Annotated in this window: 24 protein-coding genes; 12 read left to right on the top strand and 12 right to left on the bottom strand. The window is 72.9% G+C overall.

The window, feature by feature from the left end; genetic code table 11:
* Positions 1-13 precede the first annotated feature (13 nt).
* A complete protein-coding gene (gene uvrB, locus ACWEEU_RS18350) occupies positions 14-2176 on the bottom strand; it encodes an excinuclease ABC subunit UvrB (RefSeq protein WP_385744799.1) in 2163 nt (720 codons plus the stop codon).
* Positions 2177-2215: 39 nt separating this feature from the next.
* Complete coding sequence (locus ACWEEU_RS18345; protein ID WP_385744801.1) at positions 2216-3094, bottom strand: MHYT domain-containing protein; 879 nt, start codon at positions 3092-3094, stop codon at positions 2216-2218.
* A 281-nt stretch (positions 3095-3375) separates the two neighbouring features.
* Between ACWEEU_RS18345 and ACWEEU_RS18340 the strand changes: the two genes are divergently transcribed.
* From ACWEEU_RS18340 to ACWEEU_RS18325, 4 genes are all read left to right on the top strand, one after another.
* A complete protein-coding gene (locus ACWEEU_RS18340; protein ID WP_451733474.1) occupies positions 3376-4248 on the top strand; it encodes a glycerophosphodiester phosphodiesterase in 873 nt (290 codons plus the stop codon).
* Positions 4249-4343: 95 nt separating this feature from the next.
* A complete protein-coding gene (locus tag ACWEEU_RS18335) occupies positions 4344-4898 on the top strand; it encodes a methylated-DNA--[protein]-cysteine S-methyltransferase (RefSeq protein ID WP_451733471.1) in 555 nt (184 codons plus the stop codon).
* Between the two features lie 106 nt (positions 4899-5004).
* A complete protein-coding gene (locus ACWEEU_RS18330) occupies positions 5005-5913 on the top strand; it encodes a pseudouridine-5'-phosphate glycosidase (protein WP_385744807.1) in 909 nt (302 codons plus the stop codon).
* Positions 5898-6899 (top strand): carbohydrate kinase family protein, encoded by a 1002-nt coding sequence (locus tag ACWEEU_RS18325; protein ID WP_385744809.1) that lies wholly within the window; start codon positions 5898-5900, stop codon positions 6897-6899. The genes ACWEEU_RS18330 and ACWEEU_RS18325 overlap by 16 nt, the downstream gene beginning before the upstream one ends.
* A gap of 5 nt (positions 6900-6904) precedes the next feature.
* Here ACWEEU_RS18325 and ACWEEU_RS18320 read toward each other — a convergent pair whose 3' ends face one another.
* Positions 6905-7699: a methyltransferase domain-containing protein gene (locus ACWEEU_RS18320; protein ID WP_451733467.1), complete on the bottom strand. Its 795-nt coding sequence runs from the start codon at positions 7697-7699 to the stop codon at positions 6905-6907.
* A gap of 179 nt (positions 7700-7878) precedes the next feature.
* Here ACWEEU_RS18320 and ACWEEU_RS18315 point away from each other — a divergent pair, with 179 nt between their 5' ends.
* Positions 7879-9006, top strand: coding sequence for a magnesium and cobalt transport protein CorA (locus tag ACWEEU_RS18315; RefSeq protein ID WP_385744813.1), 1128 nt, complete (start codon positions 7879-7881; stop codon positions 9004-9006).
* Positions 9007-9036: 30 nt separating this feature from the next.
* Here ACWEEU_RS18315 and ACWEEU_RS18310 read toward each other — a convergent pair whose 3' ends face one another.
* Positions 9037-9669 carry a uridine kinase gene (locus ACWEEU_RS18310; RefSeq protein WP_451733464.1) on the bottom strand — a complete coding sequence of 211 codons (633 nt, stop codon included), beginning with the start codon at positions 9667-9669 and terminating at the stop codon, positions 9037-9039.
* A gap of 636 nt (positions 9670-10305) precedes the next feature.
* On the opposite strand from ACWEEU_RS18310, the gene ACWEEU_RS18305 reads away from it, so the two are divergent.
* Together ACWEEU_RS18305 and ACWEEU_RS18300 are read left to right on the top strand one after the other, a co-directional pair.
* The gene (locus tag ACWEEU_RS18305; protein WP_385744871.1) at positions 10306-11004 is read left to right on the top strand and encodes a DUF2293 domain-containing protein; all 699 of its coding nucleotides are present in this window, start codon (positions 10306-10308) and stop codon (positions 11002-11004) included.
* A gap of 228 nt (positions 11005-11232) precedes the next feature.
* Complete coding sequence (locus ACWEEU_RS18300) at positions 11233-12720, top strand: glutamate synthase subunit beta (RefSeq protein WP_385744817.1); 1488 nt, start codon at positions 11233-11235, stop codon at positions 12718-12720.
* A gap of 105 nt (positions 12721-12825) precedes the next feature.
* Here ACWEEU_RS18300 and ACWEEU_RS18295 read toward each other — a convergent pair whose 3' ends face one another.
* A complete protein-coding gene (locus tag ACWEEU_RS18295) occupies positions 12826-13080 on the bottom strand; it encodes a DUF397 domain-containing protein (RefSeq protein WP_385744818.1) in 255 nt (84 codons plus the stop codon).
* On the bottom strand, positions 13081-13941 hold the full coding sequence (locus ACWEEU_RS18290; protein WP_385744820.1) for a helix-turn-helix domain-containing protein: 861 nt from the start codon (positions 13939-13941) through the stop codon (positions 13081-13083).
* 224 nt (positions 13942-14165) lie between these two features.
* Between ACWEEU_RS18290 and ACWEEU_RS18285 the strand changes: the two genes are divergently transcribed.
* The 3 genes from ACWEEU_RS18285 (at position 14166) to ACWEEU_RS18275 (ending at position 17589) form a co-directional block, all read left to right on the top strand.
* Positions 14166-15005 (top strand): ATP-binding protein, encoded by an 840-nt coding sequence (locus tag ACWEEU_RS18285; RefSeq protein ID WP_385744822.1) that lies wholly within the window; start codon positions 14166-14168, stop codon positions 15003-15005.
* Positions 15002-15421 (top strand): hypothetical protein, encoded by a 420-nt coding sequence (locus ACWEEU_RS18280; RefSeq protein ID WP_385744824.1) that lies wholly within the window; start codon positions 15002-15004, stop codon positions 15419-15421. The genes ACWEEU_RS18285 and ACWEEU_RS18280 overlap by 4 nt, the downstream gene beginning before the upstream one ends.
* A gap of 305 nt (positions 15422-15726) precedes the next feature.
* The gene (locus ACWEEU_RS18275; RefSeq protein ID WP_385744826.1) at positions 15727-17589 is read left to right on the top strand and encodes an ABC transporter ATP-binding protein; all 1863 of its coding nucleotides are present in this window, start codon (positions 15727-15729) and stop codon (positions 17587-17589) included.
* An 18-nt stretch (positions 17590-17607) separates the two neighbouring features.
* Here ACWEEU_RS18275 and ACWEEU_RS18270 read toward each other — a convergent pair whose 3' ends face one another.
* The 4 genes from ACWEEU_RS18270 to ACWEEU_RS18255 all read right to left on the bottom strand — a co-directional run bounded on the left by ACWEEU_RS18270 (position 17608) and on the right by ACWEEU_RS18255 (position 21362).
* The gene (locus tag ACWEEU_RS18270; protein ID WP_086022358.1) at positions 17608-17784 is read right to left on the bottom strand and encodes a hypothetical protein; all 177 of its coding nucleotides are present in this window, start codon (positions 17782-17784) and stop codon (positions 17608-17610) included.
* Between the two features lie 99 nt (positions 17785-17883).
* Positions 17884-18507, bottom strand: coding sequence for a DUF899 domain-containing protein (locus tag ACWEEU_RS18265; protein WP_451733457.1), 624 nt, complete (start codon positions 18505-18507; stop codon positions 17884-17886).
* A gap of 116 nt (positions 18508-18623) precedes the next feature.
* Positions 18624-20471, bottom strand: coding sequence for an FUSC family protein (locus tag ACWEEU_RS18260; protein ID WP_385744830.1), 1848 nt, complete (start codon positions 20469-20471; stop codon positions 18624-18626).
* Positions 20472-20600: 129 nt separating this feature from the next.
* Complete coding sequence (locus tag ACWEEU_RS18255; protein WP_385744833.1) at positions 20601-21362, bottom strand: nucleotidyltransferase domain-containing protein; 762 nt, start codon at positions 21360-21362, stop codon at positions 20601-20603.
* Between the two features lie 173 nt (positions 21363-21535).
* On the opposite strand from ACWEEU_RS18255, the gene ACWEEU_RS18250 reads away from it, so the two are divergent.
* Both ACWEEU_RS18250 and ACWEEU_RS18245 read left to right on the top strand, forming a co-directional pair.
* The gene (locus ACWEEU_RS18250; RefSeq protein ID WP_385744835.1) at positions 21536-21952 is read left to right on the top strand and encodes a RidA family protein; all 417 of its coding nucleotides are present in this window, start codon (positions 21536-21538) and stop codon (positions 21950-21952) included.
* The gene (locus tag ACWEEU_RS18245; RefSeq protein ID WP_451733452.1) at positions 21949-22404 is read left to right on the top strand and encodes an N-acetyltransferase family protein; all 456 of its coding nucleotides are present in this window, start codon (positions 21949-21951) and stop codon (positions 22402-22404) included. The genes ACWEEU_RS18250 and ACWEEU_RS18245 overlap by 4 nt, the downstream gene beginning before the upstream one ends.
* A gap of 48 nt (positions 22405-22452) precedes the next feature.
* On the opposite strand, the gene ACWEEU_RS18240 is transcribed toward ACWEEU_RS18245, so the two are convergent.
* A complete protein-coding gene (locus ACWEEU_RS18240) occupies positions 22453-23148 on the bottom strand; it encodes a uracil-DNA glycosylase (RefSeq protein ID WP_385744839.1) in 696 nt (231 codons plus the stop codon).
* A 49-nt stretch (positions 23149-23197) separates the two neighbouring features.
* The gene (locus ACWEEU_RS18235; RefSeq protein WP_451733448.1) at positions 23198-24718 is read right to left on the bottom strand and encodes a YfcC family protein; all 1521 of its coding nucleotides are present in this window, start codon (positions 24716-24718) and stop codon (positions 23198-23200) included.
* Positions 24719-24732 lie beyond the last annotated feature (14 nt).

The following is a 24732-nucleotide window of genomic DNA, read 5'->3' as shown; positions in this document are numbered from 1 at the left end:
CATGTCCAGCGGGTCAGGCGAGGCCCGCCTCCCGCATCTGGCGCAGCTCCTTCTTCATCTCGGAGACCTCGTCGCGCAGCCGGGCGGCGATCTCGAACTTCAGCTCCGCGGCCGCGGCGCGCATCCGCTCGGTCATCTCCTCGATCTGCTCCGCCAGCTCGGCGGCCGGACGGTCGGTCGGCGCCGCGGCCTTGCCCCGCGCGGACTTCGTGGACTTCGCCGTCTTGGAGTCGGCCTTCGCGTTCTTCGCCGCCTTGTCGCCGAGCGACGGCACGGGTGCCTTGGCCGCCTTGCCGTCCTTCTGCTTGCGGTAGCCCGAGCCCAGCAACTGCTCGGTGTCCACCTCTTCGCGGGCGATCTGCGCGACGATGTCGTTGATCTTCTTGCGCAGTGGCTGCGGATCGATGCCCTTGGCCTTGTTGTAGGCGATCTGCTTCTCGCGGCGCCGGTTGGTCTCGTCGATGGCCTTCGCCATCGCCGGGGTGATCTTGTCGGCGTACATGTGGACCTGGCCGGAGACGTTGCGCGCCGCGCGGCCGATGGTCTGGATCAGCGAGGTCCCCGAGCGCAGGAAGCCCTCCTTGTCGGCGTCGAGGATGGCCACCAGGGACACCTCCGGCAGGTCCAGGCCCTCGCGCAGGAGGTTGATGCCGACCAGGACGTCGAACTCGCCGGAACGCAGCTCGCGCAGCAGCTCCACGCGGCGCAGGGTGTCCACGTCGCTGTGCAGGTAGCGCACCTGGATGCCCAGCTCCAGGAAGTAGTCCGTGAGGTCCTCGGCCATCTTCTTGGTGAGGGTGGTGACCAGGACGCGCTCGTCCTTCTCGGTGCGCTCGCGGATCTCGTGCACCAGGTCGTCGATCTGGCCCTCGGTGGGCTTCACGACGACCTCGGGGTCGACCAGGCCGGTCGGGCGGATGATCTGCTCCACGAAACCGTCGCCGCGCGAGAGCTCGTAGGCGCCCGGGGTGGCGGACAGGTAGACGGTCTGGCCGACGCGCTTCTGGAACTCCTCCCACTTCAGCGGGCGGTTGTCCAGCGCGGAGGGCAGCCGGAAGCCGTGGTCGACCAGGGTGCGCTTGCGGGAGGCGTCGCCCTCGTACATGGCGCCGATCTGCGGGACCGTGACGTGGGACTCGTCGATGACGAGCAGGAAGTCGTCCGGGAAGTAGTCCAGCAGGGTGTTGGGCGCGGAACCGGGGAGGCGGCCGTCGAAGTGCATCGAGTAGTTCTCCACGCCGGAGCAGCTGCCGATCTGGCGGAGCATCTCGATGTCGTAGGTGGTGCGCATCCGCAGCCGCTGGGCCTCCAGGAGCTTGCCCTGCTTCTCCAGCTCGGTCAGCCGCTCGCCCAGCTCCTTCTCGATGTCGTTGACCGCCCGCTCCAGGCGCTCCGGGCCGGCGATGTAGTGCGAGGCCGGGAAGACGTAGAGCTGCTGGTCGTCGGTGATGATCTCGCCGGTGACCGGGTGGAGCGTGGAGAGCGCCTCGATCTCGTCGCCGAACATCTCGATGCGGACGGCCAGCTCCTCGTAGACCGGGAAGATCTCGATGGTGTCGCCGCGCACGCGGAAGGTGCCGCGGGTGAAGGCCATGTCGTTGCGCGTGTACTGGATGTCGACGAAGCGGCGCAGCAGCTCGTCCCGGTCGATCTCGTCGCCCACGCGGAGCGGGACCATGCGGTCCACGTACTCCTGCGGGGTGCCGAGGCCGTAGATGCAGGAGACGGAGGCGACCACGACCACGTCGCGGCGGGTGAGCAGGGAGTTCGTCGCCGAGTGACGCAGGCGCTCGACCTCCTCGTTGATCGAGGAGTCCTTCTCGATGTAGGTGTCCGACTGGGGGACGTACGCCTCGGGCTGGTAGTAGTCGTAGTACGAGACGAAGTATTCGACCGCGTTGTTCGGCAGCAGCTCACGGAACTCGTTGGCCAGCTGGGCGGCCAGCGTCTTGTTCGGCGCCATCACCAGGGTGGGGCGCTGGAGCTTCTCGATCATCCACGCCGTGGTGGCGGACTTGCCGGTGCCGGTCGCGCCGAGCAGGACGACGTCCTTCTCCCCGGACTCGATGCGCTTGGCCAGGTCGGCGATGGCCGCCGGCTGGTCGCCGCTGGGCTGATAGGGGCTGACGACCTCGAAGGGCGCCACCGTGCGTTCGATCTGGGAAACGGGCCGCATGTCATCTACGGTACGACCCGCCGCTGACAACGGGCCGGGTCAGTGGCCGTGCGGGGCCCGGGAGCCCTGCGCCCCGGCGTGGCCGACGGGCTGGCGGCCGGGCCGGTACGGCGGGCGAAGGTGCTGGTGGGAGGGGATGGTGGCGGCCGGGACGCCCGGTTTGGACTCGGCGGCCGGGCGCGGTCGGCCGCCCTTGACCATGAGCGGGTCGAACACGACGACGACCCCGGCGAGGAGCAGCAGGGCGAGCGGTCCGACGAGGATCGGCACCAGGTCCTCGGCGGGCGCGCCGGGCGGGACGGTGTGCGCGGTGTGGTGCAGGTGCACGCCGAGGGCGGCCATGCCGGTGTAGTGCATACCGGTGACGGCGAGGCCCAGGACGAGGCTGGCGCCGACGCTGCCCGCGAGGCCCCGGACGCGTCCGGCGGCCCACAGGGCGGTGGTCGCGGCCGCGACGGCGATCACGACGGAGGCGGCCACGGTGAGCGTGTTGTAGGTGAAGTGGCCACCGAACCGGACCGCCGCCATGCCGAGGTAGTGCATTGAGGCGACACCCAGACCGGTGATCGTGCCGCCGGTGACGAGCGAGGTGCGGTCGGTGCCCCGGTAGCCGACGATGAAGATCCCGACGCCGACCATGACGACGGCGAGTCCGAGGCTCGCCCAGGTCATGGGGCCGTCGAAGCGGAGCGGCGTTCCGTCGACGGAGAAGCCCATCATGGCGATGAAGTGCATGGTCCAGATGCCGGAGCCGATCGCGACCGACCCGAGCGCCAGCCACGCCGCCCGCCGCACGCGTGTGACCAGCAGGGACCGTGCCACGCAGCGCAGCCCGAGGGCGCCGCCGAGACATGCCATCACGTAGCCCACAAGAGGGGTCGCCACCCCGTAGTCGAAGCCGTCGACCGTGCCCTGCATCCGCGGCTGCCCTTCCGCCCAAACGTGTAACCGGAACCCCCGGAACACTCCCCTGGCCCAGGACCGCGGCTGGCGGTCGGGGTTGACGCAGAGAGTATGACCGCCACCGGAATGGTCGAATGATTATCCGGCAAAGAATCACGGCCTCACCCCACTTGTGCGGCAGAGGTGTGCGCGGTTGGCCCACAGCGTTCATCCTGTGGCCCTCCTGCGCCCGCGTGCCGTTGACGCTCTGCTGTCACTCTGGTGCTGTCGGTATTCGCTGGACGTGAGGAGTACCCATGCACGCGCACGCAGTCGCCGCAGTGGCCACCGCGGCCCTGGGAACGGCTGTCCTGCTGGCCCCCGCCTCCGACGCGCGGCCGGCCCGGGCCGTGACCCAGCCCACGGTGATCGCCCACCGGGGCGCCTCCGCGTACGCCCCGGAGAACACGCTGGCCTCCATCGACAAGGCCGCGAGGCTGGGCTTCACCTGGGTCGAGAACGACGTGCAGCGCACCAAGGACGGCCGCCTGGTCGTCATCCACGACGACAACCTGGCACGCACCACCAATGTCGAGAAGGTCTTCCCGCACCGCGCGCCCTGGAAGGTGAAGGACTTCACCGCCGCCGAGATCGCCCGCCTGGACGCGGGCAGCTGGTACTCCCCCAAGTACGCGGGCACGCGCGTGCCGACGCTGGAGCAGTACATGCGCCGTGTCGAGCACAACCACGAGAGCCTGCTCATGGAGGTCAAGAACCCCGAGCTGTACCCCGGCATCGAGCAGCAGATCCTGAAGTCCCTGGGCAACGAGGGCTGGCTGGACAAGGCACATCTCAAGCGGCTGATCGTGCAGAGTTTCAGCGGCGGCAGCGTGCGCAAGGTGCACCAGCTCAAGCCCGCCGTCACCACCGCCCTGCTGGGCCGCCCGGCCGTGACCAGGCTGAACGTGTACGCGCGTTACGTCGACCTGATCAACCCCTCCCACGACACCATCTCCACCAGCTACGTCTCCACCGTGCACGCCTTCACCGGAGCGCACGGCAGGCCGCTGCGGGTCTTCGCCTGGACGGTCAACGACGCGGCCACGGCCCGCAAGGTCCGGGGCTACGGCGTGAACGGGGTCATCACGAACAAGCCGGACATGGTGCGGGCGGCACTGAGCGCGAGCTGAAGCGCGAGGGCGTTGGCGTCAGTCAGTGCCCGAGTCACGACCGCCGGAACCCGAGTATCAGCATCAATGTCAGTGCCGGGTCGTACGGTGGGCCCATGGACAGCCATGGGCAGGACGAGCAGCGGGTCGTGTGGACCGTCGTGGACACCGGCATCGGCCCGCTGATGCTGGCGGCGACCCGCCAGGGACTGGTCAACGTCGTCTTCCACGCCACGGACGCGATCCGCGAGCGCGTCCTTGAGCGGCTGACGGCCAGGCTGGGCGCCGAGCCCGTCGAGGACCCGGACGCCCCGCTGCTCGTGGAGGCGATACGGCAGGTCGAGGCGTATCTCGCCGGTGAGCGTCGCGCCTTCGACCTGCCCCTGGACTGGTCCCTGATCTCCGGCTTCAACCGGGAGGTGCTACGCGAGCTGGCCTCAGGCGTCCCCTACGGCACGGTGGTGGGTTACGGCGACCTCGCGGGCCGGGTCGGTCAGCCCGGCGGGGCGCAGGCGGTGGGCGCGGCGATGGGCGCGAACCCGCTGCCCGTGGTCGTGCCGTGTCACCGGGTGGTGGAGAGCGACGGCGGGATCGGCGGTTTCGGGGGCGGTCTGGAGACCAAGCGCCGGCTGCTCGCGCTGGAAGGCGTGCTGCCGGAACCGCTGTTCTGACGGCCCGGCGCTCGGGTCTCCGCCCGGTCAGGCGCTCCCGGTCCGTTTAGCCGGGCTCCCCGCCCGCCAGAAAGGGAGTGGGGACCGACTGACAGGAGGCGGGCACATGGTGCTGGTGATGTCGGAGGAAGTCCGGGAGGCGATGTCCGCCGGACGGCCGGTGGTGGCCCTGGAATCGACGATCATCGCGCACGGACTGCCCCGCCCGGACAATCTGCGGGTCGGCCTGGAGCTTGAGGACGCGGTACGCCGGGAGGGCGCCGTGCCCGCGACCGTCGCCGTGCTGGACGGACGTCCCCGCGTCGGCCTCACCAAGGACGAGTTGGAGCGGGTCGCCGGCGACGACGCGATCAGGAAGCTCAGTCACCGCGATCTGCCCCTGGCGGTCGCCGCCGGGGCGAGCGGAGCCACTACGGTCTCGGCGACGGCCCGGCTCGCGGCCCTGGCGGGCATCCGGGTGTTCGCCACGGGAGGGCTCGGCGGGGTGCACCGGCAGTGGACGCTCACCCAGGACGAGTCGGCGGACCTGGGCCTGCTGGCCCGCACCCGGATCACCGTGGTGTGCGCGGGCGTCAAGTCGATCCTGGACGTACCGGCGACCCTGGAGCGCCTGGAGACCCTGGGCGTGAGCGTCGCCGGTTACCGCACGGACCGGTTCCCCGGCTTCTATCTGTCGGACTCCGGCCATCCGGTGGACTGGACGCTCGACGGCCCGCAGCAGGTGGCCGAGGTGATGCGGGCACAGGACGCGCTCGGCGCACAGGAGTCGGCGCTGATCGTCGCCAACCCCGTCCCGCCGGAACAGCAGCTCGATCCCGTTCTGCACGCGCGCGTGCTCGCCGAGGCACTGGACGCCTGCGAGCACGAGGGCGTCACCGGCCAGGCGGTCACCCCGTTCCTGCTGGGCCACCTGGTCCGGCACACGGACGGTGCGTCGCTGCGGGCCAACCTGGCGGCGGTGCGCGGCAACGTACGGCTTGCGGCGCGGATCGCCCTGGCTTGGGCCGGGGCGTGACCGGCCCGGCGAACGGTCTGCTGGTCGTCGGTGACGTGATCACCGACGTCGTGGCCCGGCACCCGGGACCGCTCGCGACCGGGACCGACACCGCCGCCGTGATCCACACGCTGCCGGGCGGCGCGGGCGCCAACGTGGCCTGCTGGGCGGCCCACACGGGCTGTGCCGACGTACGGCTGCTGGCGCGGGTCGGCGCGGACACGGCGCGGTGGCACGAGCGGGGGCTGCGCGCGGCCGGGGTGCGGCCCCGTCTGGTGGTCGATCCGGTGGCGCCGACCGGCACCGTGATCTGCCTGGTCGACGCCGGGGCGGCGGCCGAGCGCACGTTCCTCACCTGCAGCGGCGCCTCGCTGCGACTCGAACCCGCCGACTGGTCGGACGCGTTGCTCGACGGCGTCGGCCGGCTGCACCTGTCGGGTTATCTGCTGTTCGCGGAGTCGAGCCGGGAGCTGGCGCGGGTGGCGCTCGCCGCGGCTCGCGCGCGTGGCGTGCCGGTCAGCCTCGACCCGGCGTCGGCGGGCTTCCTCGCGGAACTCGGCGTGGACCCCTTCCTCGCGTTCGCGCGGGGACTGGAGGTGCTGCTGCCCAGCCGGGACGAGGCGTGTCTGCTGACCGGGCGGACCGAGTGGGCGGACGCGGCGGCCGAGCTGAGCGAACTGGTGCCGGTCGTGGTGGCCAAGTCGGGCGCCGACGGGGCGCTGGTGGCCCGGTCCGGCTCGGTCCGGGCGCGGATCCCGGCCGTACCGGCCGTCCCCCGGGACACCACGGGCGCCGGGGACGCGTTCACCGGCGCGTTCCTCGCCGCCCTGGTCGCGGGCGCGTCCGTCGAGGAGGCGGCGGAGCGCGGCTGCCGGGCCGGGGCGCGGGCGGTGGAGCGGGTGGGAGGTCGGCCGCCGAACCCGCCGCCGAGTACGGGAGACACGACCGCCCCCGGGCAGTACGAGGCGCATCGGCCGGACCCCGCGGCGCCCGCACCCGGCCCGTGAGGGCGTCAGGCCTTGCGGCCCCACGCCGAGATCATCGGGGCCGTGGCGAGGTCCATGCCGCCCGCCTCCACATGGGCCAGATGCCGGTCGATCTCCTCGTCGGTGGCGATCCCCGCCGCGACGAGCCGGCCCCGGATCTGCCGGACGGTGGCCGACTCCAGGGCGGTGCAGGCGGGTGAGGTGACGGGGAAGTACGCGTCGGCCTCGACCTCGCGCAGCCCGGCGTCACGGAGCAGGCGCGGGAGCTTGCGGCCGTAGGAGAGGTCGGCGCCACGCTCGGCGAGCAGAGCGCGGAAGCCCTGCCGCAGCCGGTTCGCCAGTTCCTGCTCGGGGCCGTGCTCGTCGGGGCAGAGGAGGGGCTGCAGGGCGGGGTCGGCGTCCTCGACGAGCAGATGGCCGCCCGGCTTCAGCGCGTCGATCATCGAGCGCAACGCCCGTTCCCGGTCGGGAACATGGACGAGGACCAACCGGGCGTGCACCAGGTCGAAGCGCTGCCCGGGCGGCTCTTCGGTACCCACGTCGTGGGCCAGGACCCGGACCGGGGGCCGGTCTGCCGCGGCGAGCCGGGTGGTGTCGATGTCGGTCGCGACGACCTCGCCGGCGGGGCCGACCTTCCGGGCCAGCCAGGACACGACGGAGGTGCCTCCGGCGCCGACCTCCCAGCAGCGCCGGCCGGGGCCGACGCCGAGGCGTCCGAGGTGGCGGAAGGTCGTGGGATCGAAGAGCGAGGCGAAGGCGTCGAAGCGTTCCTGCGCCTCTGTCTGGCGGTTGTCCAGAAGGTATCCGTCGGGTCGCGTCATGTCGTGATCATTCCAGCAAACGCCTGCTCCACGCCCCTCGGCGTCCCGTTGTCCACAGGTGGGAGCAAAGCGGAACTCCCTGTTCCCACAGGCTTTTCCGCGCTGGTCGCAGGACTGGCACACTGGCCGGGCACGGCGCGAAAGCGTCACGTGAGGAGATCCAGGGCAAGGAGATCCAGATGACCATGGCGGGCAATCTGCGGAGGGTCACGGGGCTGAGCGGGGTCGGCGGCCTGCGCAAGGTGGCGCGGCTGGCCAGACGGCGTCCCCGGGTCGACCTGAGCCACCCGGCCAGGTCACCCCTGGGTTCCTCGGTGGTCAACTGCGTGACGTATCAGGAGGGTGTCCGGGTGTCCGGCGCCACCGATCTGGTGGACGCCGTGCGGACGGTCCGCAAGAGCGGGGAGGGCTTCGTCTGGCTGGGACTGCACGAGCCGACGGCCCAGGAGTTCGCCGGGATCGCCGAGCTGTTCGACCTGCACCCGCTGGCGGTGGAGGACGCGGTGGAAGCCCACCAGCGCCCGAAGCTGGAGCGGTACGGAGAGACGTTGTTCGCGGTCTTCAAAACGGTCTGTTACGTGGAGCACGAGCAGTTGACGGCGACCAGCGAGGTCGTGGACACCGGCGAGATCATGGTGTTCCTCGGCGAGGACTTCGTCGTCACCGTGCGGCACGGACGACACGGTTCGCTGGGCCCCCTGCGAGAGGAACTGGAGGCACGGCCGGAACAGCTCGCGAAGGGCCCGGCTGCGGTGCTGTACGCCATCGCGGACCATGTCGTGGACGAGTACCTGAACGTCACGGACGCGGTGCAGGCGGACATCGACCTGGTCGAGACGGACGTGTTCGCGGAGAACGGCGCGCGGACGGACCCCGGCCGCATCTATCAGATGAAGCGCGAACTGCTGGAGCTGAAGCGGGCGGTGGTGCCGCTCGGACGGCCGCTGGAGGATCTGGCGACCCGGCCGATACGCGTGGTGGACCCGGAGATCCAGGCGTACTTCCGGGACGTGCTGGACCACCTGATACGGGCCAGGGACCAGATCGCCGCCTTCGACGAACTCCTCAACTCGATCCTCCAGGCGCATCTGGCGCAGGTGACGGTCGCGCAGAACGAGGACATGCGGAAGATCACGGCCTGGGCGGCGGTGATCGCCGTGCCGACGATGGTGTGCGGTGTGTACGGCATGAACTTCAAGCACATGCCGGAGCTTGACTGGCGGTTCGGCTATCCGCTCGTCATGTCGGTGACCGCGTTGTTCTGTGCGGTGGTCTACCGGGGCTTCCGGCGCAACGGCTGGCTCTGACACCCGGCGGGGCGGTGGGCTTGTGGTGGGTCAGCCGTTCCAGGCGGGGTGCCGCGGGTCGTCGGCGCGCACCAGGACGTCGGCCGTGCCGGCGGGGTCGGTCTCCGTCTCGTAGCGGGCGAAGGCGGGGAGCGTCCAGTGGTCGGCCTCGGGGGTGCGGCGGCGCAGGGCGCCCGGAGACAGAAAGAGGTGCACGGTCAGATCGAAGGGGAACCAGTGACGCAGAAGGAGGGGACCGTGCGCCAACAGCACCGCGCCGGGCGGTAGTCGGACGTACGGACTGCGGGTGGCACGGTCGGTGGCCGCGTCCCACAGGTCCGGTAGCACCCGCCCGTCGCCACCGGGGTCCAGCGGCCCGAAGACCTCGCGCCACAGCGCTCCCGTGTCGAACCAGCCGCTGTAGTACGACTCCTCGTCGCGCCGTCCGTGTTCGAGGCGCAGCGAGGCCGGGCGCAGGAAGCCCTCGGTACCGACGACGAGCGAAGGGCGTCCGCGGACCCGCAGCGCCTCCGCCACCCGCTCGGCGAGGTCTCCCGGCCGTGCGGCCGGCGCCCCGTCGAGGCCCACCCGTGTCCAGGCACTCCGGTCCGCGGGCTCCAGACCGCTGATCCGGTCGGCGAGCCGCTCCGCGAGCCGGTCCCAGGTGATCGCTTCGAGTCGCACGGGCCCATGATGCACGGTCCTGCCGGAGGGGGGCGGGGTCGGGGAGCGGGGGCTCCGGGCGGGGAACGGTGGTCGCCCGGCGCGGCGGCGGGGACCGGCGGGGACCGGCGGGGACCGGCGGGGACCGTACAGGTGCCAGGCGGGTACGGCCGAATTCCGGGTGGCCCGGCGCGGGACGGTGGTGCTGCCACGGGGAATGAACCGCGTATGGCAGGCCCCGCCACTCCCCCGCCCTCCGGTTCACCCGAGGAAGCCGTCCCCGGTGACCCCGCCGGACGCGCCTCGCACGAGAGGCTCGGCGCTCCCGAGGAACTCAGCGTTCCCGAGAGGCTCGAAGCTCCCAAGAGGCTCAGCGCTCCCGACAGGCCCGGCACCCCGCACCCGCAGGGCGCACCGAACGGACCCGGCACCCCCATCCATCCGGGCGTCCCGAACGGCCAGGCGCCCCGGAACGGCCACGCGCCTGGCGACGGCCGGGCCCCCCGGGACGGCCTCGCGCCTCCGGACGGGCTCGCCTCCCCCTGCGCACTCGCCGTCCCCGACCCGACCGCGGCCTCCGACGCGCTCGGCTCCCCCTCCGCGAACGCGTCCCCCGACGCTCTCGCGGCCCCGGGCGGGCTCGTCGTTGTCCAGCCCGTGCGGCGCAAGCGGTGCGCGGGATGTCGGGGTGGGCCGTTGTCGCTGGTCGTGATGGAGGAGGGGGTGCCGCGTTGCCTGGACTGCGCGGACCTGGGGCACCTGGTGTTCCTGCCGCGGGGCGATGCCGCGCTGACCCGGAGGTCGCGGGAGGAGAGCGCGCTGTGGGCGGTGGTGGTGCGGTTCAACCGGCGCAGGAGCCGGTACGAGCGGCAGGGGGTGTTGGTGGAGGAGGCCGCACTGGCCCGTGCCGAGGCCCGCTGTCTGGCCGACGCCGAGGCCAGGCGGCGGAGAAGGGCGCGGGACGCGGGGCGCAGGGCGGTGGAGGACGAGCGGTTCGTGGCGGAGTTCGCGGCTGAGGTGCGGCGGCTGTTCCCGGGGTGTCCCGCCGAGCGGGCCCTGGCCATCGCGGCGCACGCGGGGGCGCGGGGCAGTGGGCGGGTCGGGCGGAGCGCGGCCGGGCGGGCGTTGTCCGAGGAGGCGGTGACCTCGGCGGTGGTGGCCTCGGTGCGGCACGTGGACACGCCGTACGACCGGTTGATCATGAGCGGCGTGCCGAGGAGGGAGGCCAGGGAGCGGATAGCGGAGGACGTGCGGGAGGTGGTGCGGGCATGGGGCGGTCGGCCGCTGCGCATCCCGGCCGCCGGGCACCACGTGAGAGACGCGGGGCCGACGAACAGGACGCGACAGGAGAGGTGATCGGATGAACCGCCGCAGCGCCGTGCGGGTCGGTGAAAGGCGAGGTCCGCCGCTCTGCGTGGGCGTCGGGCGCGACGTATCGTGGCCGGAAGAGTCCCGCGAGAGCGCTCCGGGGCAGTGTCGCAGCAGCGCCGGGCGACCGCCGAGTGACCCCAGTCCGATGACGCACGGCCCGTCGTACCCCAGGTACCCCCAGCACCCCGGTATCCGTATACGAGGAATACGCCGATGGCCGATCCCAAGGGGTTCATGACCACCCAGCGCGAGGAGTGGCCGCGGCGGTCCGTCGAGGAGCGGGCGCGGGACTGGGGCGAGGTGTACGTCCCGGGGGCGCTGCTGCCGATCATCAGCGCGCAGGCGGACCGCTGTATGGACTGCGGGGTGCCGTTCTGCCACGAGGCATGTCCGTTGGGGAACCTGATCCCCGAGTGGAACGACCTGGTGGCGCGGTCGGACTGGCGGGTGGCGAGCGACCGGCTGCACGCGACGAACAACTTCCCGGAGTTCACGGGGCGGTTGTGCCCCGCGCCGTGCGAGGCGGGATGCGTGCTGGCGATCAACCAGCCGGCGGTGACCATCAAGAACGTCGAGTGCGCGATCGCGGACCGGGCCTGGGAGGAGGGCTTCGTGCCGCCCCGGCCGCCGGAGCGGCTGTCGGGGAAGACCGTGGCGGTGATCGGTTCGGGCCCTGCCGGACTGGCGGCGGCGCAGCAGTTGACGCGGGCCGGGCACACGGTCGCGGTGTACGAGAAGGACGACCGGATCGGCGGGCTGATGCGGTACGGCATCCCCGAGTTCAAGATGGAGAAGCGGCAACTGGAGCGGCGGCTGGAGCAGATGGAGGCGGAGGGCACCCGGTTCCGTACGTCGGTGACGGTCGGACAGGACGTGCCGGCGACGGAGTTGCGGGCACGGTACGACGCGGTGGTGATCGCGACAGGTGCCACGGCGTGGCGGGAACTGGTGGTGCCGGGGCGGGAGCTGGCCGGGATTCACCAGGCGATGGAGTATCTGCCGCTGGCCAACAAGGTGCGCGAGGGCGACCTGGCGGTCTCGCCGCTGTCGGCGCGGGGCAGGCACGTGGTGATCGTGGGCGGCGGGGACACCGGGGCGGACTGCCTGGGGACGGCGGTGCGCGAGGGTGCCGCGTCGGTGACCCAGCTCGACATCTACGCCCAGCCGCCCGAGGCGCGTGACGAGGACGCCGAGCCGTGGCCGACGTATCCGAAGCTCTACCGGCTGTCGGCGGCGCACGAGGAGGCGCGGGAGTTGCGGACGGCACCGGCTGCGGACGCGGACGCGCGGCTGTTCGCGGCGTCCACGCTCCGCTTCACCGGGGACGCAGAAGGGCATGTGCGGGCGCTGCACGTGGTCGAGGTGGACGAGCGGCGGGTCCCCTTGCCGGGTACCGGGCGGACACTCCCCGCCGATCTGGTGCTGCTGGCGCTCGGCTTCTCCGGGCCGGACCGGGAGGACGGACTGATCGACCAGTTGGGGCTGCGGACGGAGCCGCGCGGAACGCTCGCCCGGGACGACGGTTTCGGGACCGGTGTCCCCGGCGTGTTCGCCGCCGGGGACGCGGCTCGTGGTCAGTCGCTGATCGTGTGGGCGATAGCGGAGGGGCGGTCGGTGGCGGCGGCCGTGGACCGCTACCTGACGGGCGAGTCCTGGCTGCCGGCACCGATATCGCCGTACGACAGGCCGATGGCCGTGTAGTCGTCGATCAGTGAGGGGAGGGAAGGGGTGGAAAAGAACTGACGGGTGGTCGGGTTCGTGGCGGGCCGGGGAAGGTGGTCATGAGTCAAAAAACAGTGAGCGGGATCAGGAGAGCAGGAAGTCCGCCTCCCCCGCCTTGGCGCCCTCGATGAAGGCGGTCATCTCGTCGGTGGTGTATATGAGCGCGGGGCCGTCCGGGTCGGTGGACTGGCGGACGGCGATGCGGCCGTCGGCGAGCTTCATCGCCTCCAGGCAGTTGCCCCCGTTGCCCCCGCTCCACGGCTTGTGCCAGCCGACGCTGCCCAGCTCCCGTGCGGGCATACCGTTGTAGACACGACCGCGCGGATTGATGCGATCCATTCACAGCTCCTTGCGGAGATCCCGCAGGATCTCCTTCGTGCGTTGTGCCGTAGCGGCCTGGGCCGCCATGCGGTCCATGACCTCGAGGTGGCTCGCCACCTCGGAGCGCGCGTCCAGGTAGACGGCGCCGGTCAGGTACTCGCTGTAGACCATGTCCGGCAGTTCTGACATGGCGAATCGGAACAGCACGAAGGGCCCGTACGTGCCCGGGTGCGGCCCGTCGGCGAACGGGGCCACCTGGAGCGTCACGTTGGGCAGCTTCGTGGCCTCGAGCAACTTGTCGATCTGCCGGCGCATCACCTCCGGGCCGCCGACCGGGCGGCGCAGGGCGGTCTCGTCCATGACGGCCCAGACACGGGGCGCGTCCGGCCGGGTGAGCAGGTCCTGACGGCGCATCCGCAGGGCGACGTGCCGCTCGATGTCGTCGGGGCTGGTCTGGCCGATGGCGCCCGACTCGAGCACTCCGCGCGCGTAGTCCTCGGTCTGGAGCAGGCCGGGTACGAAGTGCGGTTCGTAGGAGCGGATGAGGGAGGCAGCCTCCTCCAGGCTGACGTACATCGAGAACCAGCCGGGCAGGATGTCATGGAACCGCTGCCACCAGCCGGGTCTGTTGGCGTCCTCGGCGAGGCGGACGAAGAGTTCGGCCTCGTCGTCGGGCACGCCGTAGGCCCTCAGCAGCAGTTGCAGGTACGGGATCTTGAGGGAGACCTCCGCCATCTCCATCCGGCGCACGGTGGCGGGGGCGACGTGGAGGATGTGTGCGGCCTCCTCGCGCTTCAGCCCGGCGCGTTCCCGCAGCTCCAGCAGGCGTCGGCCGAGGACCACCTGACCCACGGTCGGCGCGGACCGCGGTTCGCTCACGTGCCACCTCCGACTGACATCCCGCTCCGGCAAAGAATCGCGGCAGCGCCGAGGCGCGCCGGGCACCGTGTCCCGACAGCCCTGCGGCGCCGTTCGAAGACGCGTACGTGGATCCGGCCGGATCGACGACGGTCTCAATTGGCGCCGCGCGACGTGCTGTTGTCAGCAGTGTGCCACGGCGCTTCACCGCGTCACACAGCACTCTGCATTTTTCAGAGTGACACTTGCCAAGTGTTCACGGCGGGGAGATAGTGGCAAGCGTGATTCCGTCCGCGCCCTTAGGAACAGACTCCGCCGCAGACCGGCCCGGTCTCGGTGTCGCCACCGGAGAAGCCCCGGTCAGGGGCGCCACCAAGCGACGGTTCCGCTTCGAGCTGGCCGCACATCCGACGTCCTCCGCCGAGGCCCGACGCGTGACGCGCGCCCGGCTGAGGGGCTGGTCGGTGTGCGCGGACACGTGTGACAGCGCCGCCCTCGTGGTGTCCGAGCTGGTCACCAACGCGATCATGCACACCGCGAGCAGCCGGGTCGTGTGCGAGCTGCACGACCAGGACGACGCGGTGCGCATAGCCGTGCGCGACGAGGGGTGCGCGCCCGGCGATCCCCACCCGGCACAGCAGCGGCCCGACGAGGAGCACGGGAGGGGGTTGCTTCTCGTCGACGCGCTGTGCCGGGCCTGGGGCACCCGGCAGCACGGGCCGGGCCTGCTGGTGTGGGCGGAGCTGCCGAGGGAGGGCGACGCCAAGGGTCCCGCGCCGCACGAGGCCACTCACCACGCGGCGTACGACACGGCCCACCTCACCGCCGACGAACTGTTCGCCGCGTACGCCGGGGCGGACGACGCCGACGACACGCCCTCCGCCGAAACCCGGGAGCACGCTCCCGCCCGCGATCCCCGCTGCGATCTCGGCTGGGGTGTGCGCCCCAAGCCGGACCCGTCGCCCGTTCCGGGTGAGGACGAGTCCACCGGCCCCGCCGCGCGGCGCGGCGACACGGTTCCGGCCCAGCGGGCCGGGCGCGGCGCCCTCCCGTCGGCGCGGATCCAGACGTGGGCCCTCCCATGACGAGCGCCGGGCAGCCACTGGGGCTCGACACGCTGGTCAAGCTGGGGCGTCGTCGTCACCTGTCCGTACCGACCGGTCGGCCTGTCCTCCCCGAGGGCATGACGACCCCGCTCGGCATGGACGCCGTGGCGGTGCCGGACCGGCTCGGCGCCCTGCTGATGCCCCGGCTGCCGCGCGTGGGCTGTGTGTACGCCGACGCCACGCACTGGTGGTGGATCGTCCCCGCCGACTCCGACTACGCCCTCTCCTGGCCCTCCCCGGCCCACTACGCCACCGGCGCCCCCGTCCCCGGCACCGCCCGCCTCCTCCACCACCCCGAGGGCACGATCCCCTACACCCCACCGATCCCCCTGTACCTCGCCCTCTGCCGGGCAACAGGCACGACCCCGGACTGGTCCCGCCCGCTGTCGGCCTGAGCCGGCGCCCCGAGGACCGCTCTCACCGCGCCGACCACAAACGCCGCCCCCGTGCGCCCTGCATGTCCTCGTCGTGCCCCACTCATGCGCGGGACCGCCCGGAAGGCGTCGTTCCGGAGTGTGTCGCACTCCCCCCGCGCCCCCCGTACCCCCGTTCGCGCCCTGCCCGTGTCGGTGGTGGGTCGGGATAGTGGCCGTTCGGGCGTGGCGGCGGGAGGTTCGGGGTGGGGCGGAGGCGGGGGCGGGAAGAGACCGAGGTGTCGGAGTCGGAGCGGCTGTTGTTCGGGGGGCCGCTCAGGTATGACATGGGGTGGAACGAGCACTCGCAGGCGTTCCTGGAGCTGAGCTTCCGGGCGATGGTGCGGCGGCTGCCGGGGATGCTGGCGTCCAGTCTGCGGCTGGCCCGGCGGGCGGACCCGGCGGCCGCGCGGACCGTGCTGGCCGCCGAGGTGGGCCGGGGTGTGGCGCAGGCGGTGAGTCTGCTGGCCGTGAACAGCGCGCTCGGCAGTCTGCTCACCGGGCCCGACATCGAGGAGCGGCTGCGGTCGGCGGCACCCGCGCTGGCCGTGATGGCCGCCATGATGCTGGTCGCCGCGCTGCTGCGGGCGGCCTCCACCTACGCCACCGGGCGCCTGGAGCCCAAGGTGGAACGTGTGGCGACCGAGCTGTATCTGGAACGCGCCGCCAACGTGGAGCTGGCGGCGATCGAGGACCACGCCTTTCACAAGCTGCTGGACACCGCGCAGTACGGCGCCCGCTCGGCGCGGCACATGATCTCCTACAGCGCCCGCGTGATCAACGCCCTGATCTCCCTGATCGCGGCCGCCGGTGTGCTGACCGTCCTGCATCCGGCGCTGCTGCCGCTGCTGGTCACCATGACCCTGCCGAGCGCCTGGAGCTCCCTGACCATCGCGCGGCGCCGCTACGAGTCGTTCCACATCTGGGTGCAGCACGCCCGGGCCGGCCAGCTCATCGGCAGTCTGCTCACCGAGCAGGGCGCGGCGCCCGAGATCCGGGTGCACGGGGTCGGCCCGTTCCTGCTGCGGCACTACCGGTCGATGTCGGAGACGGCGGAGGCGGAGCAGGCCAGGCTGTCACGGCTGGCCGCGCGGACCGGCCTGGTCGCGGCCGCCTGGACCGGTCTCGCGACGCTCGCCACGTACGCCACGCTCGGCGGGCTGCTGATCGCGGGCGCGATGGCGCTGTCGGTGGCCGGCACGGCGGTCATCGCGATCCGGACCGGCGCGGCGAGCCTGGACACGCTGGTGCTGGAGATCAACCAGTTGCACGAGGAGGCACTCTTCGTGGGCGACCTGGAGCGGATGTACGCGGAGGCGGCCGAGCGGGCGATCCCGGTCGGCGGGGAGGAGCTGCCCGAGGACCCGAAGGAGATCCGGTTCGAGGACGTCACCTTCGGCTACCCGGGCGAGAACACCCGCCCGGCCCTCGACGGCGTCAGCCTCAGCCTGCCGACGGGCCGGATCATCGCGCTGGTCGGTGAGAACGGCTCGGGCAAGACCACCCTGGTCAAGCTGCTGGCGGGGCTGTACAACCCGGACCGGGGCCGCATCCTGTGGGACGGCGTCGACGCGGCACGGGCCGACCGGCGGGCGCTGGCCGAGCGGGTCGCGATGGTGGCGCAGGACTTCAAGCGCTGGCCGTTCACCGCGAAGGTGAACGTGGCCGTCGGCCGCTCGTCGGTGCCCATGACGAAGGAGCGGCTGGAGGCGTCGGTGTCCGAGGCGGGCGCCGAGGAGGTGGTGGCCGCGCTCCCGAACGGCCTGGACACCCTGCTGGCCCGCAACTTCAGCGGCGGTCACGAGCTGTCCGGCGGCCAGTGGCAGCGCCTCGGCATCGCGCGGGCCGCCTACCGGCGCGGCGACATCCTGATCGTGGACGAGCCGACGGCGGCGCTGGACGCGCGGGCCGAGCTGGCGGTGTTCGAGAAGATCCGGGCGCTGGCGGGCAGCGGGCAGACCGTCGTACTGATCACGCACCGGCTGGCGTCCGTACGCCACGCCGATCTGGTGCACGTGCTGGAGCGCGGACGCCTCGTGGAGTCCGGCACGCCGGAGGAGCTGCTGGCCGGGGGCGGGGTGTACGCGGAGCTGTACGCGCTCCAGGCGGACCAGTTCACGGCGCCGGTGCCGACGCCCGGGCCGGCGTGAGCGGGCCGCCCGCCCTCCTCAGTCGGCGCCCTCCGGCCCCCGCAGGATCACCAGGAACGTGTCCGTGGCCAGGTCCATCACGACCTCCGCGGGCAGCCCTTCGAGGCGTCGCGCGTGCGCGAACTCCTCCGCCGGCCATGATCCGCGCGGTCCACCGGCGGGAAAGCGCCCGAGCTCCGTTCGCCCGTTCACCATCTCGCACCTCCAGAAGACGTCGTACTTCATGGAAGTCAACGCTTCGAAGGGGGTGATCGCCTCGGCCGGTGACCGGACTGAGACATTGCCGACACCAAGTCAGTGCGCACCGCCACCGTTCGGGTGCCTGCCGAGCGCGGTCAGGTCGAGCAGGCGGGGGACGGCGCCGAGTCCGTCCAGGACGTCGTCGTCGTGGACCGAGTAGGTGTGGAAGACCCGGTCGCGGTCGCGCAGGAAGCAGCTCAGACCGGGGCGTTCGACCGGCCGTCCGTCCTGCTCCACGGTCGCCTCGAAGTCGCGGTTGAAGTCACCGGGGGCCGAGGAGTACCAGGGCACCGCCCAGCCCATCCGCGCCTTGAACGGCAGGATCCGGGTGAACGGGGCGCGGGAGACGGCCGCGAACGCGGTGTCGCGGGCGCGCAGCCGGTCGAGGTGGCCCAGTTGGTCGAGGAAGGCGGCGCAGCAGGGGCAGCCCTCCGTCCAGTCCGGGGCGAACATGAAGTGGTGGACGACGAGTTGGGCCTGTCCGTCGAAGAGGTCGAGCAGGGTGGCCTTGCCGTCGCCGCCCTCGAAGACGTACTCCGGGTCGACCTCCACGACGGGCAGCCGCCGCCGCTCGGCGTCGAGCGCGTCCCGGGCCCGGGCGACCGCCTCCTCCTTGCGCCGTAACTCCTCGCGCGCCGCGCGCCACTCCTCGCGTGTGACGATGTCCGGAAGCGACATGGGCCCTCCTGCCTGTCCGACGGTCGGTGTCGTGGTGCTGACCGCGGCCGGAGGCGGAACTCATCGCGAGGCGCCGTGCTTTCTTCGCCGGTTTCCCGGCGCCCGGATGCAGGGGGTCAGGCGGCCGGGAGCACTCGCCAGTCCCGGCCGCCGCTCTCCAGCTCGCGCAGGGCCTCCCGGAGCCGGTCGGTGTGGCGCGGGGTGAGGCGGCCGGTGTCGTCGAGGTGGACCGCGCAGGCGGTGGTGGTGTCCACGAGCCGTTCCAGGGCGGTGGCCACCGCGCCGGTGTCGCGGGTGTGCCGGGCGAGGGCGGGCAGTTCGGCGGCGGCGACCGCCATGGCGGTGTGGGCCTCGGCGAGCGTGCGGTACGCCTCGCGGCGCAGCGCCCAGCGTTCCGCCGGGTCGCCGGACTCGGCCATGACGTGCGCGAGGTAGGCGTGGGCGGCGGTCCCGGCGGCGGCGAGCCGGGCCCGTACGCCCGCGCCCCGCTTCCCCGGCATCGGCAGATGTCCGACGATCAGCACCAGCGCGCAGGCCAGCATGGTCTCCGCGATCCGGCTGACGCTCGCCTGCGGTTCGCCGCCGATCATGATCAGGGCGAGGACGAGGACGGTGACGACGGCGGTCAGCGCGGCGAAGTGCCGGGTGGAGACGGGCAGCAGCGCCCCGCACACCGCGACCAGGGCGATCAGTCCGAAGGGACTCGGCAGCACGGCGGCGAACCCGGCGAAGACCAGCGCGCCGAGCACGGTGCCCGCGGCCCGGCACAGCACCCGGGAGGCGAGCGGACCGAGGTCGGGCTTGACGAGGAAGACGGCGGTGACGGGCAGCCAGTACCAGTGCTGGTGCCTGCCGTACCAGCCGGTCTGGTGCAGGGCCTGGGCGATGCCCGCCGCCGCGCCGAAGGAGAGGGCGACGCGCAGCCCGTACTCGCGGCCCCCGGTGCCGAACGCGGCCCGCAGCGCGCGCCGGACGGCCCACGGGCGCACGAGCAGCCGGTGTGCGCCGCCGTCGGCCCGGTCGAACGCCTCGGCGGCGCGCAGCAGTGCGTCGTCCAGGGCGCGCAGGGCGGGGGTGGTGCGTGCGGGGGCGGGCAGCGGTCCCGTTCCGGTGTTGCCGCGCACGGCGGCGGCGAGCCGCCGGGGGCCGGCCGACGCCCGCGCGGAGAGGGGTTCGCCGGCCCAGAAGAGGGCGGTGGCTGCCTCGGCGAGCGGGAGCGCGGCGACGTACTGCGCGTGCAGCTTCCGTTCGGGGGCCAGGGTGGCGTAACGGCGCAGCCGGGGTCCGGCCAGAACGTCCTGGGCGCGGTCGAGCGCGGCGGTGAGCGCGGCCCGGCGGGCGGTGGCGTCGGGGCCGCCGACGGCGTCGAGCAGACCGGCGACGGCGTCGTACACCTCCGCGACCGCCGTCCGTTCGCCCTCGAAGCGCAGGTCGGAGACGAGCGAGCCGGGGGTGGGCAGGGCGAGGCGCAGCAGGAGCAGCCAGGCCGCTCCGGCGAGGAAGGCGAGGGCGCGCTGCCAGCCGCTCTCGGGGCTGGGCATACCGGCGCCGATGGCGGCGGTGACGAGCAACTGGGTAGCGGAGGCGGATGCCAGCGGCCCGACGGCGCTGAGTGACCCGGCGACCAGACCGAGCAGGGCGAGGACGAGCGTCAGCGGTACGGCGGGCAGACGCTCCCCCGCGCCGGTGCCGACGAGCAGCCCGAGTCCGCCCGCGAGCGCGGGGACGGCGAGGCCGCGGACGGCGAGGCGGCGGCCTCCGGGGCGGTCGTTGATCCCGGCGAGCATCGCGCCGGTGGCGGCGAGGACGCCGTCCGCGACGTGTCCGGCCAGTACGCCCGCGAGCAGCAGCGGTCCGGCGGCGAGCGCGCCACGGGCGACCGCGCTCCAGGGGACGGGCCCGCGCTGGGCGCGGAAGGCGTGGGCGAGCCAAGGCGGCAGTGACCGGGCGGCGGGGCGCGACACGGGGCTCCTGTTCGTACGAGGGCGGGGGCGTGCCTTCGGACGACGGTGGCCGGGCTGGTGCGCCTTCAACAGTACGGGGCGTTGTCGCGTACCGGCGACGAGCGGGTTTCCGGCAGGTGAAAGGAGCGTTCAGGTGTGCGTGCCGAGCAGCTCCTCGGCCTGTTCGACGGCGCTCACCAGGGTCTGCGGCTCGGGGCGCAGGGCGCCGGTGATCGCGTCCATGGCGCGCAGCCCGGCCCGCTCCAGCAGCCGTTTCTCGTTGGTCACCCACACGCCGCGCGCCGCGAGCACGGCGTGGGCGCACTGGGCGGCGGCGACGGCGAGGGCGCCGGCGACCTCGGTGAGGCGGCCGTGCGGGGCGTGGTGCGCCTTGGCGTAGCCGAGGGTGGCGCGGGCGGCGCCGGACCAGCGCGGCGGGGCGCTGCGGCGCAGGGCGTCCGGGTAGCGGGCGGGGCGGGGCAGGCTGCCGCGCAGCACCTGGTTGACGGCCAGCTCGGCGACGATCAGATAGGTGGGGATGCCCGCGAGGTGGAACAGCAGCGGCTCCACCCGGAACCGGCCCTGCTCCGCCTCGGCCAGCTCGTGCTCCACCACGTCCAGGTCCCGGTAGTGCACGTCCACCCGGCGTCCGTCGATCGTCAGCCAGGCTCCGCCGTTGAACACCCCGCCGCCCCAGCCGCCCACCTCCGACACTTCGCCCTCCCAGCCGAGGGCGCGCAGGTCGCCGGGGTCGAAGGCGCCCCGGTAGTAGAGGGCGAGGTCCCAGTCGCTGTCGGGCGTGTGGGTGCCCTGCGCCCGTGATCCGCCGAGGGCGACGGCGCGGACGGTGGGCAGAGCGGCGAGGCGGTCGGCGGTGGCGGCGAGGAAGCCGGCGTCGGAGCGGGCGGGCATGGGCGGGGTCCTTGGGTGTCGCGCAGGGTGTCTCGGGATGTCCTTGGGCAAAAACGGAGGCCGGAGCGACGCTACGGGAGGCGGCGGCCGGGCGCACCGAAATTCGGGTGCGGGGGCGGGTCGTAGCGGCGAATGATGCGGAGGTCACCCGTCGTCCCGTCCCTGGAGCCGCCATGATCCGCCGCGTGACCGTCCCCGGTCTCTTCCCGCCGCCCACCTACTCCCACGCCTCCGTGGTCGAGGCGGGCACCCGGATCGCCTTCCTCGCGGGCGCGGTACCGCTGGACGAGCACGGCGAACTGACCGGCCCGGGCGACCCCGTGCGCCAGGCCGAGCAGGTCCTCGCCAATCTGCGCGCCCAGCTCGGGGCCGTGGGAAGCGACCTCGCACATGTCCTCGCCACCGACGTGTACGTGGTGAGCGACGACCCCGCGGTCCTCGCGGCCGTCTGGAAGGTGGTCGAGGCGTCCGGCCTGAGCCACGGCCCCCACTCCTCCACCCTGCTCGGCATCGCGTGCCTGGGGTATCCGGGCCAGTTGGTGGAGATCACGGCGACGGCGGCGGTGCCCGAGCCGGAGGAGGAGCGGTGACGGACTCGGCCGTCCTGCGCCGGGCGGTGCCGGGGGACGCCCCGGCCACCGCCGAGGTCTGGCTGCGCTCGTTCGCCGCCGCGCTGCCCACGGTGGTGCGGCCGCGCTCGGACGACGAGGTGCGCGCCTACATCCGCGAGGTGCTCGTCCCGCTGCGCGAGACCTGGGTCGCCGAGGACGCGGAGGCGGGGATCACCGGCATGATGGTCCTCGACGGGGAGACGCTGTCCCAGCTCTATCTGGACCCGGCCTGGCGCGGGCGCGGCCTCGGGGACCGGTTCGTGGCCCTGGCCAAGGAACGGACCCCGGGCGGACTCGCTCTGTGGGCGTTCCAGGTGAACAAGCCCGCCCGCCGCTTCTACGAGCGGCACGGCTTCACCGCCGTCGAGTACACCGACGGCGCCGGCAACGAGGAGCGGGAGCCGGACGTGCGCTACGTCTGGCGGCCCTGACGCGCGGGAAGCGGCCGGCCCCGGCCCTGAGGTGACGGGACCGGCCGGTCAGCGCAGCCGGGCCGCCCGAGCCGCCGTGCTCAGGACCTCGCGGAGCATCTCCGTCGTCAGCCGGCCGGTGAAGGTGTTGCGCTGGCTGACGTGGAAGCACCCGAAGAGGTCCAGGCCGCCGAGGGCGACGCGGGTGCCGTGGGCGAAGGGCGGCCGGGGGCGCGGTACGGGCCAGCCCGCCTCGGCGAGGGCGGGAAGCGCCGCCTGCCAGCCGAAGGCGCCGAGGACGACGGCGGCTTTGAGCGTGGGGCGCAGCAGTTCGAGTTCGCCGACCAGCCAGGGGCGGCACATGTCGCGCTCGCCTGGGGTGGGTTTGTTGGCGGGCGGGGCACAGTGCACGGGGGCGGTCACCCGGACGCCGTACAGCTCCAGGCCGTCGTCCGCGCTCACGGAGGTCGGCTGCGAAGCCAGACCGATGTCGTAGAGCGCCTGGAAGAGCACGTCCCCGGAGCGGTCGCCGGTGAACATGCGGCCGGTGCGGTTGCCGCCGTGCGCGGCCGGGGCCAGGCCGATGATCGCCAGGCGGGCGTCGGCCGGCCCGAACCCGGGCACCGGGCGCCCCCAGTACGGCTGGTCGGCGAAGGCGGCGCGCTTCGTACGGGCCACCTCCTCGCGCCACTCGACCAGGCGCGGGCAGGCCCGGCACTCGGTCAGCCGCCGGTCGAGGCGGGCGAGGGCGGCGCTGTCGTCCATACCGGCCACCGTAAGCCCCGCGCCCGCGCCGGGCGCCAGGCCCCACCCCTCACGTGAACGCCGCCCCCAACGCGACGAAGCCGCAGATCAGCACGAACAGCACCGCGAGCAGCGGCCACACGAACCGCAGATACCGGTCGTAGCCGACCTTCGCCAGCGCCACCCCGCCCATGACGACGGCGGTGGTCGGCACCCACAGGTTCATCCAGCCGCTGGACGCCTGCCACGCGGTGACGACGACCGCGCGCGAGACCCCGGCGAAGTCGGCCAGCGGGGCGAGGATCGGCATGGCGAGCGTGGCGTGGCCGGAGGTGGAGGGGATGAGGAAGGCCAGCGGCAGGTTCACCACGAACACGATCACCGCGAAGACACCGGAGGACGTGCCCCTGACGACGCCCTCGATGGAGTGCAGCACGGTGTCGGTGATCCGCGAGTTGTTCATGATCACGGTGACGCCCCGGGCGAGCACGATCACCAGCGCGGGCGCGATGAAGTCCGCCGCGCCCTGCACGATCGTCGTGCTCAGCCGCTGCTCCCCCATCCGCGCCACGAGCCCCACCAGCACGGCCGCGCACAGGAACAGCGCGGCGAGCTGCGGGAACGACCAGTCCAGCTCGAAACCGTACGGCTTCGCGTCCGCGTCCCCGCTCAGCGCGCTCGACCAGGGCACCACCGAGAAGATCATGAACGCGAAGACCAGCACCATGGTGATCAGGACCGCCTTGTGCAGCCCGGTCAGCTCGGGCTCCGCGTCCGGCGCCTCGGTGGCGTGGTCCCGGTCGCCGGGCAGGAACCCGGTGAGCGACCGCGCCGGATCGCGTCGCACCCGGCGCGCGTACCGGATCACGTACGCCACCGTCACCGCCGTCAGCACCAGCCACATCGCCGAGCGCAGCAGGATGCCGTCGCCGAGCGAGATGTCGGCGGCCGAGGACGCCGCCCCGGTCGCGAACGGATTCACCGTCGAGCACAGCACCCCGATCCCCGCGCCGAGGATGATCGTGCCGACGGCGACCATCCGGTCGTAGCCGAGGGCCAGCATCAACGGCACGATCAGGCCGTAGAAGCCGAGGGTCTCCTCGGCGAAGCCCTCGACCGTGCCGAGCACCGAGAACACCACCATGATCCCGGCGATCAGCAGCGCGCCCCGCTCCCGCAGCCGGTGGGCGAGCCGGGCGATGCCCCGGTCCAGCGCACCGGTCGCGAACACGACGGTGATGAACGCCCCGATGGCGAGCACGAACAGGAACACCCCCGCCGCGCCGTACAGACTCCCGGACAGGTCGGGTCCGACCAGGCCGCTCCTGGCGTCCCGCAGTCCGTACAGCCCGTTCACCGGCGAGAGGAACAGATCGTCGAGCCGGTCCGTGAGGGAGCGCCCCGAGGACACCCGGTGGTACGTGCCCTGGACCGGGGCGCCCGAGGCGTCGCGGGCGTACTCCCCCGGCGGGATCAGGAAGGCCAGCAGCCACACCGCCACGGTGACGACGGCCAGGACGGTCAGCGCGCTCGGGAAGGTGAACTTCCGCTCGCGCCGTGGCGGTTCCTGGGGCTTCGCCGCCGTCTCCATGTCCCCTCCTCGTC

Source organism: Streptomyces sp. NPDC005004 (assembly GCF_053600675.1).
The sequence above is the reverse complement of the archived record's forward strand: the minus strand, read 5'-3'. Positions and strand labels throughout refer to the sequence as shown.

Coding starts and splice junctions, on each gene's coding strand:
- ACWEEU_RS18330 (WP_385744807.1), top strand. CDS start 5,005: ATGGTGCTGGTGATGTCGGAGGAAGTCCGGGAGGCGATGTCCGCCGGA.
- ACWEEU_RS18335 (WP_451733471.1), top strand. CDS start 4,344: ATGGACAGCCATGGGCAGGACGAGCAGCGGGTCGTGTGGACCGTCGTG.
- ACWEEU_RS18275 (WP_385744826.1), top strand. CDS start 15,727: ATGGGGTGGAACGAGCACTCGCAGGCGTTCCTGGAGCTGAGCTTCCGG.
- ACWEEU_RS18280 (WP_385744824.1), top strand. CDS start 15,002: ATGACGAGCGCCGGGCAGCCACTGGGGCTCGACACGCTGGTCAAGCTG.
- ACWEEU_RS18345 (WP_385744801.1), bottom strand. CDS start 3,094: ATGCAGGGCACGGTCGACGGCTTCGACTACGGGGTGGCGACCCCTCTT.
- ACWEEU_RS18270 (WP_086022358.1), bottom strand. CDS start 17,784: ATGGTGAACGGGCGAACGGAGCTCGGGCGCTTTCCCGCCGGTGGACCG.
- ACWEEU_RS18265 (WP_451733457.1), bottom strand. CDS start 18,507: ATGTCGCTTCCGGACATCGTCACACGCGAGGAGTGGCGCGCGGCGCGC.
- uvrB (WP_385744799.1), bottom strand. CDS start 2,176: ATGCGGCCCGTTTCCCAGATCGAACGCACGGTGGCGCCCTTCGAGGTC.
- ACWEEU_RS18250 (WP_385744835.1), top strand. CDS start 21,536: ATGATCCGCCGCGTGACCGTCCCCGGTCTCTTCCCGCCGCCCACCTAC.
- ACWEEU_RS18235 (WP_451733448.1), bottom strand. CDS start 24,718: ATGGAGACGGCGGCGAAGCCCCAGGAACCGCCACGGCGCGAGCGGAAG.
- ACWEEU_RS18300 (WP_385744817.1), top strand. CDS start 11,233: ATGGCCGATCCCAAGGGGTTCATGACCACCCAGCGCGAGGAGTGGCCG.
- ACWEEU_RS18255 (WP_385744833.1), bottom strand. CDS start 21,362: ATGCCCGCCCGCTCCGACGCCGGCTTCCTCGCCGCCACCGCCGACCGC.
- ACWEEU_RS18340 (WP_451733474.1), top strand. CDS start 3,376: ATGCACGCGCACGCAGTCGCCGCAGTGGCCACCGCGGCCCTGGGAACG.
- ACWEEU_RS18315 (WP_385744813.1), top strand. CDS start 7,879: ATGACCATGGCGGGCAATCTGCGGAGGGTCACGGGGCTGAGCGGGGTC.
- ACWEEU_RS18240 (WP_385744839.1), bottom strand. CDS start 23,148: ATGGACGACAGCGCCGCCCTCGCCCGCCTCGACCGGCGGCTGACCGAG.
- ACWEEU_RS18320 (WP_451733467.1), bottom strand. CDS start 7,699: ATGACGCGACCCGACGGATACCTTCTGGACAACCGCCAGACAGAGGCG.
- ACWEEU_RS18295 (WP_385744818.1), bottom strand. CDS start 13,080: ATGGATCGCATCAATCCGCGCGGTCGTGTCTACAACGGTATGCCCGCA.